The organism is Shewanella eurypsychrophilus, assembly GCF_007004545.3.
In the GTDB taxonomy this organism is placed as follows: Bacteria; Pseudomonadota; Gammaproteobacteria; order Enterobacterales; family Shewanellaceae; genus Shewanella; species Shewanella eurypsychrophilus.
On the sequence record NZ_CP045503.2, the window covers coordinates 5,411,211 to 5,429,113 of the forward strand.

At 44.1% G+C, this 17,903-nt stretch carries 17 protein-coding genes; 11 read left to right on the plus strand and 6 right to left on the minus strand.

Features of this window, described 5'->3' with window-relative positions; genetic code table 11:
• Window positions 1–88 precede the first annotated feature (88 nt).
• On the minus strand, window positions 89–502 hold the full coding sequence (locus tag FM038_RS23190) for an MAPEG family protein (protein ID WP_142873633.1): 414 nt from the start codon (window positions 500–502) through the stop codon (window positions 89–91).
• Between the two features lie 161 nt (window positions 503–663).
• Between FM038_RS23190 and FM038_RS23195 the strand changes: the two genes are divergently transcribed.
• From FM038_RS23195 to FM038_RS23205, 3 genes are all read left to right on the plus strand, one after another.
• Window positions 664–1,884, plus strand: coding sequence for a threonine/serine exporter family protein (locus FM038_RS23195; RefSeq protein ID WP_142873632.1), 1,221 nt, complete (start codon window positions 664–666; stop codon window positions 1,882–1,884).
• Window positions 1,885–2,321: 437 nt separating this feature from the next.
• A complete protein-coding gene (locus FM038_RS23200; protein ID WP_142873976.1) occupies window positions 2,322–3,908 on the plus strand; it encodes a BamA/TamA family outer membrane protein in 1,587 nt (528 codons plus the stop codon).
• 125 nt (window positions 3,909–4,033) lie between these two features.
• Window positions 4,034–4,873 (plus strand): substrate-binding periplasmic protein, encoded by an 840-nt coding sequence (locus tag FM038_RS23205; RefSeq protein ID WP_142873631.1) that lies wholly within the window; start codon window positions 4,034–4,036, stop codon window positions 4,871–4,873.
• 10 nt (window positions 4,874–4,883) lie between these two features.
• Here FM038_RS23205 and FM038_RS23210 read toward each other — a convergent pair whose 3' ends face one another.
• Window positions 4,884–5,651: a ceramidase domain-containing protein gene (locus FM038_RS23210; RefSeq protein ID WP_142873975.1), complete on the minus strand. Its 768-nt coding sequence runs from the start codon at window positions 5,649–5,651 to the stop codon at window positions 4,884–4,886.
• Window positions 5,652–5,798: 147 nt separating this feature from the next.
• Here FM038_RS23210 and FM038_RS23215 point away from each other — a divergent pair, with 147 nt between their 5' ends.
• The 3 genes from FM038_RS23215 (at window position 5,799) to FM038_RS23225 (ending at window position 7,403) form a co-directional block, all read left to right on the plus strand.
• Window positions 5,799–6,551, plus strand: coding sequence for a helix-turn-helix domain-containing protein (locus tag FM038_RS23215; protein WP_142873630.1), 753 nt, complete (start codon window positions 5,799–5,801; stop codon window positions 6,549–6,551).
• Window positions 6,552–6,692: 141 nt separating this feature from the next.
• On the plus strand, window positions 6,693–6,965 hold the full coding sequence (locus tag FM038_RS23220; RefSeq protein WP_142873629.1) for a YiaA/YiaB family inner membrane protein: 273 nt from the start codon (window positions 6,693–6,695) through the stop codon (window positions 6,963–6,965).
• Between the two features lie 36 nt (window positions 6,966–7,001).
• Window positions 7,002–7,403 (plus strand): hypothetical protein, encoded by a 402-nt coding sequence (locus FM038_RS23225; RefSeq protein ID WP_142873628.1) that lies wholly within the window; start codon window positions 7,002–7,004, stop codon window positions 7,401–7,403.
• Between the two features lie 88 nt (window positions 7,404–7,491).
• Here FM038_RS23225 and FM038_RS23230 read toward each other — a convergent pair whose 3' ends face one another.
• The 3 genes from FM038_RS23230 to FM038_RS23240 form a co-directional block, all read right to left on the minus strand.
• Window positions 7,492–7,818 (minus strand): DMT family transporter, encoded by a 327-nt coding sequence (locus tag FM038_RS23230; RefSeq protein WP_142873627.1) that lies wholly within the window; start codon window positions 7,816–7,818, stop codon window positions 7,492–7,494.
• A 224-nt stretch (window positions 7,819–8,042) separates the two neighbouring features.
• Window positions 8,043–8,600, minus strand: coding sequence for an S-(hydroxymethyl)glutathione synthase (gene gfa / locus FM038_RS23235; RefSeq protein ID WP_142873626.1), 558 nt, complete (start codon window positions 8,598–8,600; stop codon window positions 8,043–8,045).
• A gap of 57 nt (window positions 8,601–8,657) precedes the next feature.
• Complete coding sequence (locus FM038_RS23240; RefSeq protein WP_142873625.1) at window positions 8,658–9,809, minus strand: iron-containing alcohol dehydrogenase; 1,152 nt, start codon at window positions 9,807–9,809, stop codon at window positions 8,658–8,660.
• Between the two features lie 310 nt (window positions 9,810–10,119).
• Here FM038_RS23240 and FM038_RS23245 point away from each other — a divergent pair, with 310 nt between their 5' ends.
• The 5 genes from FM038_RS23245 (at window position 10,120) to FM038_RS23265 (ending at window position 16,144) form a co-directional block, all read left to right on the plus strand.
• Complete coding sequence (locus FM038_RS23245) at window positions 10,120–10,989, plus strand: LysR family transcriptional regulator (RefSeq protein WP_142873624.1); 870 nt, start codon at window positions 10,120–10,122, stop codon at window positions 10,987–10,989.
• A gap of 332 nt (window positions 10,990–11,321) precedes the next feature.
• Window positions 11,322–12,326 (plus strand): ABC transporter substrate-binding protein, encoded by a 1,005-nt coding sequence (locus FM038_RS23250; protein WP_142873623.1) that lies wholly within the window; start codon window positions 11,322–11,324, stop codon window positions 12,324–12,326.
• Window positions 12,327–12,410: 84 nt separating this feature from the next.
• Window positions 12,411–13,310 carry an ABC transporter permease gene (locus tag FM038_RS23255; RefSeq protein WP_142873622.1) on the plus strand — a complete coding sequence of 300 codons (900 nt, stop codon included), beginning with the start codon at window positions 12,411–12,413 and terminating at the stop codon, window positions 13,308–13,310.
• Window positions 13,303–14,571 carry a quaternary amine ABC transporter ATP-binding protein gene (locus FM038_RS23260; protein ID WP_142873621.1) on the plus strand — a complete coding sequence of 423 codons (1,269 nt, stop codon included), beginning with the start codon at window positions 13,303–13,305 and terminating at the stop codon, window positions 14,569–14,571. Before FM038_RS23255 ends, FM038_RS23260 begins: the two co-directional genes overlap by 8 nt.
• A 361-nt stretch (window positions 14,572–14,932) precedes the next feature.
• Complete coding sequence (locus FM038_RS23265; protein ID WP_142873620.1) at window positions 14,933–16,144, plus strand: NAD(P)/FAD-dependent oxidoreductase; 1,212 nt, start codon at window positions 14,933–14,935, stop codon at window positions 16,142–16,144.
• 305 nt (window positions 16,145–16,449) lie between these two features.
• On the opposite strand, the gene FM038_RS23270 is transcribed toward FM038_RS23265, so the two are convergent.
• Window positions 16,450–17,811: a winged helix-turn-helix domain-containing protein gene (locus tag FM038_RS23270; RefSeq protein WP_142873619.1), complete on the minus strand. Its 1,362-nt coding sequence runs from the start codon at window positions 17,809–17,811 to the stop codon at window positions 16,450–16,452.
• Between the last annotated feature and the right edge of the window lie 92 nt (window positions 17,812–17,903).

Consider the following 17,903-nt stretch of genomic DNA (forward strand, 5'->3'; position numbering starts at 1 on the left):
AAAGTAAAGAAAAGCTAACTTAGGATGGAAATAATTGTGTAACCCTAAAAGTGGTAAGGATATAGCCAGGTTCAACATTTGACTCTAGTTAAGCTAGGTAGCCCATCGAGCCCAAAATAAACCGACTGATATTAAAAATTGCCAAGATCAGAATAGTTAACCAACTGAGTAATCCTCCCCAGAAACGCCCGAGATGATAGCCTCCTCTGCCTTTAGTTAATCCCACTGCATGCAAGAATCGCCCGATAACCCAAGTAACACCAAGCACATGAAGAAAGACTGCAGAGAGACCATTTAGCTCGGCCACTATCAATAACACCATCGCAATAGGTGCATTCTCTACTAGGTTGGCATGAACCCGCGTTGCGAGCTGTAGCTCTCTATTGTCTGCATCGCCAATACCTATCTTGTGTTTTCGGCGCAACTTGACGACTCGCATAGCCAATGCGACCACTAATATTGCAGTGATACTGATATAAAGACCTGAGATAACAACTGACATATGAGTTCCTTTTCCTTGCGTAGATTGTTTATGTAAACCAGCATTACAAGATACAGCAATGATGTAAATATTTTCCTACTGATTAACCTTTTTCCCACAAACTAGGTTAATATGCGCTCGTTTGATGGGAACGGTAAATTAATCCAAAACAGGCCTAACGAGTGAACAACGAAGAATTTATAACAAAACGACGGTTTATCATAAAGTTAGGAAAGTCGTTACATAAATTTGGTACCCCTGCTTACCGACTAGAAGCCCACCTTCAGGCGGTCACTCAACTGCTGGGATTAGAGGGATATTTCCTTATCTCACCGACAGCTATGACCTTTGTGCTGCAGCACGATACCGATCAAGAATATAACCATGTCGCCCGAGTTAACCCTGGCGAGTTAGATCTTGGCTCACTAGCCCGCACCGATGAGCTAGTTGAAGAGCTTGTTTCTGGTAAGCGTACGCTCACAGAAGCATTAGATCGCTTAGATGAGATCGCCAATAAACCTAACCCATACAGTAATAGGCTCACCCTACTCGCTTTTGGTAGCTCAGCTGGCGCTTTTGCCATGTTGATGGGCACAAGTTGGAACGATGTTTTTTGGTCTGCACTGCTAGGCCTTATGGTTTACGGCTTGGTATATCGAGCCGAGCGGTCTAAGCGTATGGCTGAGATGCTAGAGCCCTTAGCCGCTATACTCTGTGCGTTTATAGCAAGCGGAATTTCACATTTAGATCCCAACATCAATTTACCTGTGGTGATCCTCTCGGGCATTATTATCTTCATTCCAGGGCTAGCACTCACATTAGGCATGGCCGAGCTTGCCGCCAGAGATCTCATATCAGGTACAGCACGCATCATGGATGCTTTTATGCTGCTGTTTAAACTCTACTTTGGTGTAATTTTGGGCATGGTTGTAGGTACAGCCCTGTTTGGTGATGCCATCAGTTTTGACCCAGAGCCAGTTCCACAATGGGCTATCTGGTCAGCGGTACCTATTTTATCTATGGCGCTGGTGATCATCTTCAAGGCCCGAATGAAGGATGCTCCCTGGGGCATACTCGCTGGGATAGTCGCATTCTTCTCATCCATGTTAGGCAGCATCTACCTCGGAGATTCTATCGGTATCTTCTTCGGTGCATTTGCCGTTGGCGTCTACTCAAACCTATTTGCTCGTTGGATGAAGGCACCCGCCTCTATCGCGCTGCTGCAAGGTATCGTTATTTTAGTGCCGGGAAGTAAAACCTACATAGGACTCAATACCCTTATCTTAGGTGAGACCATGCTCAATCAGTCACACATAGGTAGTCAGGTATTCCTTATATTTATGTCATTAATTGCTGGCCTAATCTTCGCCAACGTCGCCGTACCACCAAGAAGAACACTCTAATTGATGATGCCTTTGATTGGTGATGTCTCTAATCACAGACTTAATATTTGACAATATTGTTGCCGTGTCACCCAGAAGAACGCGCTAATTTTAGCAAGCCAGCCTAACGCTTATATTCAATATTTGCGCTAGGCAGTTTTTTACCCAGTTACATTATCCTCTACACCCTAGACCCAGTCTGACTCCCCCTAAAATCTACGCACTCCACCGACGAGAAATCACCTATTTATTTTTGACTTTACCTTGACTAACTCCCACTCCGAGTGTGTTATTAAGTTGTAATTAAAATTATTTCATTGCGCTGCCAAACATACCGTAAAAGTATATAAGGCCTTTATATGATGGGATTAAAGTGGATTTTATCTCTGTCTATTCTTTGTTTATTGGTGAGTATGCCAAGCAGAGGAGACGACTCAGTTTTACCCACGATCTCAGTAATGGCAGCCCAAGAGTGGGCCTCTCTTCAAGGCAATAAAAAGCAGTCTAAAGAGCGTAAACTGATCCGCAAGATTGTCGTCTCTAGCCATCCAATCTTCGATGAATCAGATCCCGATACCTTCTTTATTCATCACTGGGCGAACTACCTGCATATCAATACTCGAGAACCAGTTATTCTCAACAAATTAAACTTCGAAGCTGGCGATAGAGTCACTCAAAAAGATCTCGAAGAAGCGCAACGTCTACTGAGGTACGAACCCTATATACGTGATGCAAAAGTCACGTTAGTCGAAAAAGCGCCAGATTCTGATATTACAGCAGCGGGAGACACACTGCTGGTTGAGACATGGGATAACTGGTCCTTGCTACCGACCATGAGCTTAAGTCACAGTGGTGGAGAGAGTAAGTTTGCAATAGGGCTAAAAGAGGATAACTTACTCGGCTATGGGATACGCACACGGATAAATTACAAATCAGATGCCGATAGAACCGGTTATAAACTATCGTTAGAAGCCCCCCTCGATAGCTTTATCAAACACTCTAAAGTGGCCTTTAATTATCATGATAATAGCGATGGCCAAGCAACCCAGCTTTATTTCAATAAGCCCTTTTATACTTTAGACACCAAAGATATGTACTCGGCCATGTACAGCGATGACCAGCGAGTCGATACAATACGTCAAAATGGCATGGACATTAATGAGTTCGAGCACCTACAGAACTTTAATAGTTTAATCTACGGCTGGAGAATTGATAAAACTCATGATGCAAGAACTCGAATTATCACAGGTGTCACTCAAGACAAGAGTATTTTTGGCAACATAGATGCATATCCTGATTCAGAGTTACCCCAAGATAGAGACTTCCTCTATCCATGGGTTGCCTACGAGTATCTTCAAGATGACTACCGAGTCCTTAATAATGTCCACCTAATAAACTATAACGAAGACTTTAACTTGGGCTGGCATCATTACTTAAAGTTTGGCTTAGAAACCCAAGATACCTCAGACAGCTCCCCTGTGGGCTACCACCTAAATTGGAAAACAACACGCGGCTACCAAGCAGGACAGGAGCTATTACTTCTCGGCTTTGATGGCAAGGGAGTGTTTGCTACCAGCCAAGATGATTTTTTTCAGGTAAATCTAACCGCTGAATATTTTTATCAAATAGATCCTAAATGGACCATCTATACAAAAACTAGGCTAAGCACTTCTAGCAATAATTACTTAGATCAACCCTTTGCACTTGGTGATGACACAGGTATACGTGGTTACCCCAATGATTATCAACACGGTGACAATCAATGGCTGTTTACTTCCGAGATCCGTAATTACCCCAATATAAACCTGTATCAACTTGCCGAACTGGGTTGGGCTGGATTTGTCGATATAGGGCAAGCATTTGGTGGACCCGATGAAAACAATGAGATCAACGGACCCATAGGCAGCGTCGGCATAGGCGCGCGCATCTACTCATCCCGCTCAAGTTATGGCAATGTTGCCCATATCGATTTCAGCGTCCCCTTCACGACCGGAGTTGAGGTTAATAACTGGGAGTGGCGCTTCCAAGTTAGAAACCGTTTCTAGCTTCTACCCCCTAATCTAGTCTCAGCCAATTACTGAAATATTTACTCGTAAGAGTTCATGTTTATGAAAACATGTTTCACGTTTAGTGACTAAACTCATAGCTAAGCCCCAACAAGTGCCTCTCTATGCTTCGCTGCTACTTATTACTCATCACTCTCGCCTCTTTGCTTTTCGAAGCCAATGCCCAACCGTTGAAAATTGTCTGTCATGAATTTGCGCCTTTCAGCTATTTAGATGCAAATAAAAGAGTAACGGGGATCTTAGTAGAGATAGTTAAGCAAGCCTGCAGTAGTTGGGAACCAGATTGTGAGATTGAGCTACTCCCTAACAGGCGGGCCAAACAATTTTTCCACAGTGGATTAGCTAAAGGGCATTTTTTAGGTTGGAATTCAGAGCGTGCAAAAACGATCTGGTTTTCAGTGCCTCTTCTTGAAACCGAGTATGGTTTCTACTCACTAAAATACAAAAATATCAGTAAAATAAACCAGCTATCAAATAAAGTTATAGGTGTGTTCGCCCCTTCAAATACCTACCAATCATTACTCAATATAGATAAAAAACAACAACAACAACAACAACAACAACAACAACAACAACAACAACAACAACAACAGTCAGGGCTGCAACCCATGAAAATAGTTAAGTTAACCTCTGCAAACCAACAACCCTTAAAAATGTTAGCTATCGAACGTTTTGATGCGTATTTCGTCAATAGAGACGTTGGTGCTTATTACGCTAACCAACTGAATCTCTCTGACTTACGCTACTTAAGCAGCAAGGATATAATTCATTATTACCTTGGCTTTAAAATGCAATACAACGACTACGACACCATCAAATCATTCAACCATCATTTAGACAAAATGTTACGCCAAGGCAAGTTCGATGGACTATTTGAGCAATGGAAAATACAAGCACCGACACTCGCCCCGTCAGAATACCCTAGTTTAAATATTCCTTTTTAAATGTATTTAATCATTGTAGCCGCCTTCTCAGCATCAACAAAATAGAGTAACAAGCGCCAGCCGTAAAAAGGTGCTTCAATGTATGGCCGCTAACGCTCTCAAAGGTCACAAGATAGATAGTCTCGTCCAAATACTCTGTGATTTTTGCCATAAGGTAGCAAGCCAAGCCAATTAATAGGTAGCCCCTGTGGGATGAGCCAGATTTATATAACAGGAGTACCAAAGGTATCGTGACAATAGGTAAAAGCTGTACCCAGTAATAAAGACGAAGATCATCGACTGCACGCCAGTAAAAAACGCTGGTAATCCCAAGAATAATCGCTGGCACCAAGATGAAACGGCCAACTCTCAGGCCTAAGCTCTCCTTCATCAAAGCGGAGAACAAGCCCATAAAGCCCAACGTCATCGGCAACCTGTCCCATAACAGCGACTCATTGCTGGGAGCAAAATGATAGTAGGCTGAGCCTAGGCTAACCAAGATGACTCCAATAAAAAAGACACTCCACTCAGCATGTTTTCTGCGACGCTCGCTCGCTAAGCAGAAGCGAACTCCTAACACGCCAATGATTAAAAACGGCAAGTTTGATACGAGATCCAGAAAGTGGGGAATAAAGAGTAAACCCCGATTATCGGCAAATTGATGATAGCCCACATCTTGCGAGATAGCGTCCAGACTGAATATCCAAACAAAAGAAATCACTATGGTGCAGATAAGCACAGCATGGCGCCAATACAGATTAAAACAATCTATTACCGAGTGAGTCAATTGAGTCTTCATCACTACCTCTCCAATACATTCATTAGCCAAAAGTCAGTGCAGACAAGGGCTATACCGCCTACTAATCTTGTGTGTTAGTAGCGAAAACCACAAGCTGTTGCTATAAAGTATTCAGTGGAGACACCAAGAGTATCGAAAGGTAATACTATGAGACAAACCAGACTCTTAATTGAAACCTTAAAGCGAGAATTGAAGAAGCAGCAGAAGACCTATAAGCATGTTGCCGAGGCACTGTCTCTGTCGGAGGCGAGTGTAAAACGCTTATTTGCCGAAGAATCTTTCAGCTTAGAACGCTTAGAGAGTATCTGTGAGTTATTACATTTAGAGTTCATCGATCTAGTGAGATTGATGGAGGAGTGTATTAATTTAACTTCTCAATTGACGCTAAAACAGGAGAAGGAGTTAGTGAGTGATATTCGTCTGCTACTGATGGCACATTTTCTTATTAACGGCCTACGTTTCAGTGATATTACTGATAACTACGCCATCTCAGAAACCCAGGGGATTCAACTTCTGGCTAAACTAGACCGAATGAAGATCATCGAGCTACTCCCAGGAAATAGGGTCAAGATGATGATATCGAATAACTTTCAGTGGATAAATAGGGGGCCGATTGAATCTTTCTACCGCTCGGCGATTCAACCCGAATTTTTCGACGCGCGCTTTAACCAGCCCGGAGAATGTCAGCTGTTTGTTTCCGGCATGCTGACACGGGACTCTAACGCAGAACTCATTAATAAGATAAAACGTCTGGCCAATGACTTTAGTGAACAAAACACCCAAGATCAATCCGCCACATTAAGCCAAAGATTTGGCACTAGCTTAGTCATTGCCATGAGGCCTTGGGAGCCTAAAGTATTTGAGAAACTTCGTAGAGGTGACTCAGATAAAAAATTCTAAATAGAGTCGCAATATAAACACCTATGAGTATCGCCAGATGCTACACCTCCTACCCTTGTTGCACCCAAGTCATTCATAACAGACACTCGAACCTCAATGATGGCTGTAACACTAGCAGCAAGCAGGTTAAAGGAGTTCAAAATGGACAACTCACATATACAGAGTAATTCGGCCAGCTGGATATTCTTTATTAAAGTCTCCTTCTCAATTGCACTCATAGCAATGGGGATAGGCATCATCTTTATGCCTGGTGGATTAGTCATTCAGGGCTATTTTGCCATCTGTTCACTGTTTTTAGTGAGCGCGACGATTACCCTATCTAAGACCCTACGTGACGAGCATGAGAGTCAGAGGTTAATCAGCAAGATTAATGAGGCCAAAACGAATAAGATCCTCAATGAATTTTCAGACTAGATGACTCTAGATGATACAGAGGAAGTGGGAGGCTATATGTCATGGGTTAACTTACTTACCGTGTTGAGAAGCCCCCTTCTTGCCATCAATGAAGTGCTTAGATCACAGCAGCGATTAAATCAAAATCAGCAATACCGAGATATAAACAATGAGCAGATCAGGCTGATAAAGCACGAACTAGACCTTGTATCAGCCTGCATAGTTAAGCTTAAATATAAGATGAAATTGATAGAGGCATGCATCACGAAGCAGGAGAGCTTGGCAATAAATGCCTTATCACTAAGTAATGATACTCTCGCCTATTCGATCGCAACACTTATCGCCCATAAAGAAAATGAACTCAGCTGCTTATGTAAACAACTCAAAATAATGGAAACCAGTCAGATAAAACTGACACAAGGTCTAAGATCATCGATCAAGCAGAGGCAACAAATGTAATATGAGCGCAGCCCTTTCCTCAGATAAGTATCTCATGTGATAAACCGCCAGCTATCTTGCTAACGACTAATAATTAGTGACTTTTTGCTCAGTGGCTGTGCCCTTGTGAGAAATTAATCATCATCACGCCTGCGGCAACCAGCCCCATACCGATCCAAGCCGTAAGATCTAAATGTTGACGATAGAAAAGTGCAGATAATAGAGTCACGGTAACAATGGCCAAACCAGCCCATAACGCATGCACTACCCCAACAGGCATCCCCTTCATGGCTTGGCCGAGAAACATAAATGCCGTCAAATGCCCAAGGATCACCAGTGCAGCAGGCAAGGGTCTGCTAAAGCCATCGGTCGCCTTGAGCGCCACATGAGACAAAGCTTCGGCCATGACACCCAGTAAAAGAAAGATCCAACTCATAATATAAGCCTTTATGTAAAGTGGTCGCAGACTAAGTCCGCTGCCTAGATTGGGATATTGATTTTGTTGCGGCCATTATATTCTTAATCATTCAGATGATAATCTAGCTAAATAACAAATCACTTTTACCTATGAGTAATAAAGTTTGTGTGATCAAAAATAAAAAAGCGCCGAAGCGCTTTTTATGATGTCCACTCTCACGGATATCGAACTAGCAATCTGTGTTAGCCGTTACTCGCAATATGAGCGGCGATGGCATCCATCAATACTGGAGATAGGCAGTCATATGGCGCCAATCCCAGATCAGTTAATGTATTGCGCACATCAGCCATGGTTTCAGGTGCTGTACCTGACTCGATGATTGAAGAGACAAATGCAGCGAACTCAGGTGCAGACCAACCTTGTTGCTTAGATAGCTCTGTATGCACAAAATCTAAGCCATAGAATGGGTGTCCGGTGTTTTCGATGCGACCGTACATATGAGTGCCACACTCTTTACAAGCATGGCGCTGAATTGCCGCCGACTCATCGATGATCTGTAATTTATCAGCATTGGCCGTTACTGTGACGTTCTCTTTTGCAACCACGGCGATCTGAGCAAACAGAGCACCTTCTGGCTTCCAGCATTTACTGCAACCACATACATGGTTATGTGCAGTTTGCGCCGTAACGGTAACTTCTACAGGATTATGTGAACACTGACATTGCAATGTTCCTCCGGTAAAACCTTCTGCTGTTGCTGGGATGCCATTATCGACCTGTGGGTGAATTAATGTTTTCAAAATGATTACTCCAAAAAAATATGGCTAAGCCCTGCTTGGCAAGGCTTAGGTTGTTAATTACATCGCTTGATTAAAAATATTGATGATCTCTTGTGTGCTAGCCTTTCTTGGGTTGGTTAAAGAGCACGCATCGTTTAAGGCATTTATTGCCATAAATTCGAGTTTCTCCTGTTTTACCCCAAGATCAGCAAGCTTCTGGGCGGTACCAACAGAGGCTGATAGTTGCTCGATGACGACAATCCCAGCTTCTGCAGCATCAGCGGCATTCATACCTGTTGTATCTACGCCCATCGCCTTGGCGATATCGGCAAATCGTTCACTACTAGCCACTGCATTGAAACGAGAAACATATGGCAGCAAGATGGCATTACATAATCCGTGTACTAAGTCATATACACCACCTAACTGGTGAGCCATTGAGTGTACATAGCCCAGTGATGCGTTAGAAAAGGCCATACCGGCTAAATACTCTCCGTACTGCATCGCATCTCGCGCTTCACGGTCTTCACCGTTATCAACAACTCTTTTCAGGTTTTGAGCGATTAACTCAATGGCCTTAATAGCTGAGGCATCGGTTATCGGCGTCGCAGCAGTAGAGACATAAGCTTCAACTGCATGAGTCAATGCATCCATACCAGTTGCGGCTGTAAGAAACTTTGGCATCGCGACCATAAGCTCTGAGTCATTCACAGCAATAATAGGTGTCAGGTTTTTATCTACAATCGGGTATTTAGTCTCATCTTCTTCATTGGTCACAATAGCGAATATGGTCATTTCTGCCGCGGTACCCGCTGTGGTATTCACAGTAACGAGCGGAAGCTGTGGTTTAGCCGACAGATGCACTCCTTTAGAGAAGTCACGAATATGGCCACCATTAGCAGCGACCAAGGCGATGCCTTTAGCGCAATCGTGAGAAGACCCACCACCAAAGGAGATAACAAAATCACAATCCTGAACATTAAGTAACTCAAGGCCCTGCTCAATGTTTTTCTCTGTTGGGTTAGGCTGTACACCGTCAAAAATAGCGAAAGCGATATCGTGTGCGGTTAACTCCTCTGTAAGCTTGTCGACGAGTTTAATTTCGACCAATGCTTTGTCTGTCACAACGAGTGCTTTGTTAAAGTTTCTCGCCTGTAGCTCACTACCTAATTGCTTGATGGCATTGGGGCCCATCAGAGACATTGGAGGCATATAGAATGTTGTGCTCATTTTAGATTTCCTTAAATAATATAAAAACTGGCAGCCTCTTTAGATAATATGAAACCACTGAAAGCGGAGGCTGGATGACTCAAGGTCATTCGATGGCAGTGATTATATTCCTTACAAATAAATTGATAATGACCCATTATTGAAAATTACTTTTTATGCACAGTAATAATAAATATCACCACCAAGCCATATTTAATGCTAGATGTGACGTAATGGCAGCTTAAAGTGATAGCTAACTTTAAATTGCATTTAGCCTAAATTTGATAATAATTAGAGGATATTGAATAAAGATAATTTCTTGAGAGTAATAATGTTTAATTGGGAAGGTGTAAGTGAGTTCGTTGCCGTAGCAGAAGCCGAGAGCTTTACCAAGGCATCACAACGTCTGGGGATCTCGACGGCACAAGTCAGCAGACAGGTCAGCGCGCTAGAAACCAGAATGGCAACTAAACTGTTTCACCGCACCACCCGTAAAGTCTCTGTCACCGAAGTCGGTAAAATTTACTATCAACATTGCCGCCAAGTGTTAGATGGACTCGAAGAAGCTGAACGCGCTATCACTAACTTGCAGAGCACGCCTAGGGGTCTGTTAAAAATTACCGCACCGGTAACCTATGGTGAGGGGACATTAGCGCCTTTGGTCAATGACTTTATCGTCAAATATCCTGAACTTGAGGTAAAAATAACCTTAACAAATCAGAAGGTCGACCTTATCGATGAAGGCTTCGATCTCGCCATTAGACTAGGTCAACTCGAAGATTCCAGTATGATGGCAAAAAGGCTGGGTTCGAGAACGCAATATGTCTGCGCCTCACCTAATTACCTATCAACATATGGCTTACCTCACTCATTGTCTGAGTTAGAGCAACATAACTGCCTACAAGGCACACTAGACTACTGGCGCTTCCAAGAAAGTGGTAAGACAAGAAATATCAGAGTCAGGGGTAATTTAAGCTGCAATAGTGGTCATGCACTTGTCGATGCAGCAATCAAAAGCATAGGCATCATACAGCTGCCCGATTACTATGTTTTACCTTTCATTGAATCCGGTCAACTCGTGCCACTGTTAGAGCATAATCGTCAGCCAGAAGAGGGGATTTGGGCTCTCTATCCGCATAACAGGCACCTATCCCCTAAGGTTCGCATCTTGCTTGATTACCTCAGTGAAGCGTTAAGTTAACCAGAACAATATTGGGTCTGAAGCTGCTGTCAGACTCAAGAAAAAGACCCGTGACGGTTATGATACTGAACAGATATACCATGAGTGATAGGGACTAAAGTGTGGCTAAAATGACGCCAAAACTCGATAGTCTATGCCCACAGGGGTGTTAACAACGTGCACGGCATGCTAACTTAATGATAACAAGCCACTTGCCATATAGCTGTTTAGGTAAAGGGTTTGTCGTCACGCCGTCGCCTGCAACAGCTTAAACACAACCTCAAGTTTGAACGCTAACAATGGTTAGTAAAGGCACGTGCGCAAAGATATCTAACCTCGAGCACGGAGTTCTTATGAAACGTATACTTTTGATTGGCGGTCTACTCCTCAGTAGCGCGACACATCAAGCTTTTGCCGAAGAGCAATGCGGTAAAGTCACTATCGCAGATATGAATTGGAGCTCGGCTTCATTAATCGCTAATGTTGACCGCTTCATTCTAGAATATGGTTATGGCTGTGAAGCCGAGTTGATCCCAGGCGATACTATGCCTACCAGTACCTCAATGGTTGAAAAAGGTGAGCCTGACATCGCGCCGGAGATCTGGAGCAACAACGTCAAAGAGCTTATCGCACGAGGTGTCAGTGACAAACGGCTGACTATCGCAGGTAAATCACTTTCCGATGGCGGTGAAGAAGGCTTTTGGGTTCCCCAATATATGCTCGACAAAGATCCAAGCCTGAAAACCATTGAGGGAATTATCGCTAAAGTAAAAAGCTTTGAACACCCGGAAGATCCTGAACGTGGCGCATTTTATGGCTGCCCAGCGGGTTGGGGCTGCCAAATCTCGGCCGAAAACTTGTATCAAGCCCTAAAGCTCGATGCTGCAGGGTTTGATCTTGTCGATCCCGGCTCAGGAGCGGGCCTGTCTGGCTCCATCGCTCGAGCCTATGAGCGTGAAAAGCCTTGGTTTGGTTACTACTGGGCACCCACAGCGATATTAGGTAAATACAAAATGGCCAAGGTGGATTTTGGTACCGGTATCGATGCGGATCATTTTCGGGACTGTATCTCACAAATTGAGTGCGCAGAACCTAAAGTCACCATGTACCCAGCGGCATTAGTACAAACTGTCACCACCACAGCTTTCGCCGATAGATCACCCCGGGGATTTGAGTATCTTGCTAAACGCTCTCTGACCAATGCCCAAATGAATGGCTTACTCGCTTGGATGGAAGATAACCAGGCAGATGGCAATATCGCCGCCGAGTACTTCCTGATGAATCATCAAGACACCTGGCTTAAATGGGTTCCCGCCGATGTTGCCGCAAAGGTTAAATCTGCAATCGCCGATCTGTAAAAATCAAACAAGAATGCGAGGCTAGCAGAGCCTCGCACTTTTATTCCCATCTAGATAGTACGTTTAAAAACTATAGAGGTTGTCATGGCTGACTTTGATTGGTTCAGCAAGTTTCCTAAAATGGATCGTGAAACGTTAGTGGAAATTCGTAAATATTTGGACAGCAGCTTTCGGGACTTCTCCCGTGAGTATGGCGATCTTATCGAGTCTTTCTTCGATCCACTGCTCGGCTTTCTTATCTGGTTTGAAAAGTTGTTGGTGCAATCCCCTTGGTGGGCAGTATTGCTCTCTATTACCGCTTTGGTTTACTTCACCAGTCGTTCATGGAAATTGTCCTTGGGCGTCATCGTTTCATTTCTGCTTATCGGCTATTTCGGCATGTGGGAAGATACCATGCGCACCCTTAGTATCATTACCGTATGTACGCTAATGGCCATAGTACTGGGCGTCCCCATTGGTATCTTAATGGCCCGCAACAATCGCACCCAGGCGGTAGTGACACCCATCCTGGACGTGATGCAAACCATGCCCGCCTTCGTTTACCTGATCCCTGTGGTCATGCTACTTGGCATTGGCAAGGTCCCGGGGGTCATAGCCGTTGTCATCTATGCTATTCCGCCGGTCATTCGCTTGACTAACCTGGGGATCCGCCTGGTAGACAAGGAAGTGCTGGAGGCTGCCACCGCCTATGGCGCCAATTCGATTCAACGTCTGATGGGGGTTCAGTTACCACTGGCCTCTCCCACTATCATGGCAGGTATCAATCAGACCATTATGATGGCACTGGGGATGGTCGTGATTGCGTCTATGATTGGCGTCAAGGGCCTAGGTCAGCCAGTCCTCAAGTCTATCACTAACCAGTATTTCACCTTGGGGCTCTTTAACGGTTTGGCCATCGTCGCGCTGGCCATTATTTTTGATCGCACCTCTCAAGCCTACGCCAAGCGATCTCAGCAACATATGCAGGGTGGACAGCATGACTAACGGATCACAAATGCAGCCACTCATTCAGATCAAGGATCTCTTTAAGGTCTTCGGTAAAAAACCAACCAGCGTTATGCCTATGGTTAGAGAAGGTTTATCCAAGGATGAGATTCTCGCAAAAACCGGCCATACCGTGGGCCTAAAAGCCATCAATCTCGACATTCACAAGGGAGAGATATTTGTGATTATGGGTCTATCTGGCTCGGGGAAATCGACCTTGATCCGTCACTTCAATCGGCTTATCGATCCTACTGAAGGGCAAATCCTAGTTGAAGGCGTAGATGTCATGAAGCTCAATACCAAGGAGCTTGAGCAATTTCGTCGTAAGAAAATGGCAATGGTATTCCAACGCTTTGGTTTAATGCCCCACAGAAGCGTACTGGAAAATGTGGCCTATGGCCTCAGTGTACAAGGAATAGATAAAGCCACGAGAAATGCCAAAGCCAAACAATGGCTTGAGACCGTCGGTCTGACCGGATATGAGCAGCAGTTCCCCGCTCAGCTTTCCGGTGGTCAGCAACAACGCGTCGGCTTGGCGAGAGCTCTGTGTACCGATGCTGAAATCCTCTTGATGGATGAAGCTTTCTCGGCACTGGATCCTCTGATACGCAGTGAAATGCAGGACCAACTGATTGAACTACAAAAAGAGCTGCATAAAACCATCATTTTCATTACCCACGATCTCGATGAAGCGCTGCGAATTGGCGATCGCATCGCGATCCTCAAAGATGGCAACCTTATCCAGGTGGGTGAGCCGGTGGACATCTTGCTCAATCCTGCCGACGACTATGTCGAAGCCTTCGTAAAGGACGTAAATCGACCGCGAGCGCTAACTGTCGAGACCGTCATGAAGCCGCCCGCATATCGCCTAACCGCCGACACGATAGGCGAAGCCCTCAAACAAATGAAACGTATCCCGGCTAACTATGCTTATTACGTTACCGATGAGGGTTTTCAGGGCGTTGTGTGTCAGGTAGCACTGGAAGATGCTGTTAAAACAGATAAAGAAGCGCCGATGGATGAGTTCAAGGTAGAGGAGTTGGAGCCGATATCGCCGGATGCACTGCTCGAAAGCATCATACCCGCAACCATGGAATCAGACTTTCCTCTGCCTGTAGTCGATGCCGATGGCGACTTACAAGGTGAGCTTTCCCGTACTCACCTGGCCGACGTGCTAGCGGACTTCTACACAGGTGATGATGCTAACGACAGCACAAACGAAGACGCAAAAAAGCCAAACTCAAGCAACAAAGATAAATGAATCAAGAAGAGATACCGAACTTAAGTTCGGTATCTCTTTATTCGATTAAAAAGAACATCTAAAACCCCACTAAATCTCGGGCAACTGTTGCTTACTTGCCTACTTGCCTACTTGCCTACTTGCCTACTTGCCTACTTGCCTACACGATGATTTAAAGGCTTGAGTCGACACCAAGCATCATTATTACCTAGCTGGAAAAGTCATTTACCTTTTAAGATGATTGTTCCTATCAAGATGGGAATTATAATAGCCGTCATCAAATACGCCTCCCCTTTCTATGCAATACCTCAGGTATCACAGTTAAGGCCCAATTACTTCAATTATTAATAACGCATCGTTTAGATTGCGCTAAGGAAAAATTATGTCTCGTGTTGTCATAGTCGGTGGTGGTGCTGCTGGGCTGGAACTCGCTAGCCTATTAGGTCGCTCTGTTAACGGTCAGGATGAAATCATCTTAGTGGAAGGTGAAACTCACCATTATTGGAAACCTAGGTTTCACGAAATTGCCGCCGGCACCTTCGATAACGATCTCGACACCTTGTGCTATTTCAGTCATGGTGCAAAAAATGGCTACCGTCACTTTCAGGCCAGAATGACAGATATCAAACGTGAAGATAAGCAGATTATTGTTTATAAACCTAACGGGGAAACTGACACCTTATCTTACGATTATCTGGTGATCGCCATTGGCGCAATTAGCAATGATTTTGCTACCAAAGGTGCATTAGATCACTGCCTATTTTTAGATACCCCAGAACAAGCCAGAGATAGCTGGCAACAGATTAGCGCATTACTGCGTTCAGGTGAGAAGCGTACCATCAATATTGTCGGTGCTGGTGCTACTGGCTTAGAATTAGCCGCAGAACTTGCCAAAGTAAGCGGTAAACTGTCACAGAATCCTCATGCAGCGAGACTGACAATCAACTTGATTGAAGCAAGCGATAGAGTCTTACCAAACAGTCCGATTGAGATGTCTAAGCAAGCTCATAAAAAGTTAGAGCAGTATCAGGTCAATGTCATGCTCAACACGCGTATTGCCAGTGTTGATCAACAAGGCATGACCACCAGCGATGGACAGACATTGAATGCCGATATTCAATTTTGGGCCGCTGGTATCAAGGCGCCAAACTGGCTAAAAAATATTGGCGGCTTAGAGAGCAACCAGGCTAATCAACTGATGGTGCAACAGACTTTAGCCACGACGCTAGATCCCAATATTTTCTCTCTGGGAGATTGCGCCTCCATTCCACAAGGTGATGGCACTATGGTGCCACCTAAAGCACAAGCAGCCAACCGCGCCGCAGTGCATTTAGCAAAAAATTTAACCGGCTTAATGCAAGGCAAGGAGCTGACTCCATTTATCTATAAAGATGGCGGAATGGTAGTCGCAATAGGCCATGATTTTGCCATCAGCACCATGATGAATGACAGGTTAATCTTAAAGGGACGCTTAGTTCGCCGACTCTATGACACCATCTTTCGATTGCATCAAAAGACAGTCAGTGGCCTGTTTACTATGTCACGCTTGATCATAGCTAAAAGGTTGAAGTGTATTTTCCAGCCCAGTAGCTAGTTGGTAAAGCGCTCACTCGAGATGTTATACCAATCTACATAAGTACTTGATCATTCTTACTTGTTAAAACCGCTGATCACTACGTTATGAGTTTGCAATTAGAATAACTAGTTAACAGCAACTCAAGCCTTGTTCTAAGCGGTTTTTCCTGCGTAATTTTATGAACACTTACTTATCCAGACTGGTATTACTTGTAAGCAGGTTTGAAAACTGAATCATAAAAAGCCGCATCACAACAAGTGAGCGGCTTTTTAGTGGAGAAGATGTTCTATAGATAATTGGTTGTTGTATTAAATTACAGCAAATTACAATGACACTTGCTCGCGATGTGCCCAGACCATAGTATCGCCCCACAAAGGCAACATCCATACACCACTATCATCATCTTGATACAGCTGTCTTAGCACCATACTCTCATTTTTCAGCACATTTTTACGGATCTCTCGATAGATGGTGGCAGACTCTTTCGATAGTGTTTGTGGACGGGTAAATGAACGTTCATCGATATCAACGAAGAAGGTTTTAACGGTTTTACCATCAACTTTTGATTGTTTAAGCTTAAAATCACCACTAAATTGATATCGGATAGAGATCTCTTTGAGCAAATCATCGGTGATACAGGCTGCAGCAACCAGTTTCCCTCTATTCTCCGAGTCAAAAATCAAAGATAAACGTACATCGGCGCGTACCACATTTTGGCTATCAGAATAGTAATAAACATCGGCCCTGAATATATCCTCAATGAGCCCCTTATCGCCCCCTTCAAATTGATCCAACAATATCTTGTTATACGTCACCTGCTCCATTCTTAGCTTGGTATTAGCTAACCATTGAATATCGAGAGGAGCGATGGGGAATGTCATAGAGCGAACTAGGTTTAGCGGCTGATGATCACCGCAGGTCTTATCAAATTCATTACAAAGAGCTACCGACTCATAACGACCATTGTCATACATAAACATCTGTTTTTCAGCGCTATTATTCAAAACGGCATCATAGTTAAACCAATTATCTAATAGGTGCCCAACGGGTATTTGTGGGCTATTTTGATTATCTAGTTGTACCGTATTCACCAAGGACGGCTTTTCAGCCAAGATGAAACTTCTCTCTGTTATCGAGGCCACTTCAGGCTCTGCGATTAATGAGAGAATATTAACTGCTTTTTTAAGACCGCCGGAAAAATGTAAGCTTGCGATAACTAGGCACAATCCGACCAAAGAAAGCCATCGATAAACACCACGTTTTCTGCCTTGAATCTTGGTAGATATCTGCACTTCTTCTGCAGGTATTATCACTGATGGGTTGTGCTCACCATCTCTCAGTTTACCGCTATCATCAACACTAAGCGCATGCTCTTTGAGCCCATTGGTATCGACAATGCACAAGCTATAGCCATAGCGGGGAATATTTTTAAGTTCGATCTCTTGTTGTGTAGCCAGCTTCTTTCTTAAGCTGCTCATACATTGAGTCAGAGATGAGGGCGCAACTACCCTTCCAGGCCAGCCAGCTGCATTTAGCGCCTCTTTGCTAACAACGTCTCCAGCATGCTTAATTAGGCACTTTAACACTTCGAATTCAGCAAGAGACAGTGGGCTGCGGTTTGAACTTTTAAGATCAACTAAATCTCTGGCATCTAAGTCTATAATTAAAAACTCTGTAATCTTCATAATCTCCCCCTAACCACGACTCTTTATCTAGTCTCACTAGCAGAACATGCTATACGATTTACCTATTTACAGCGCTGATATGATTCCGGGTT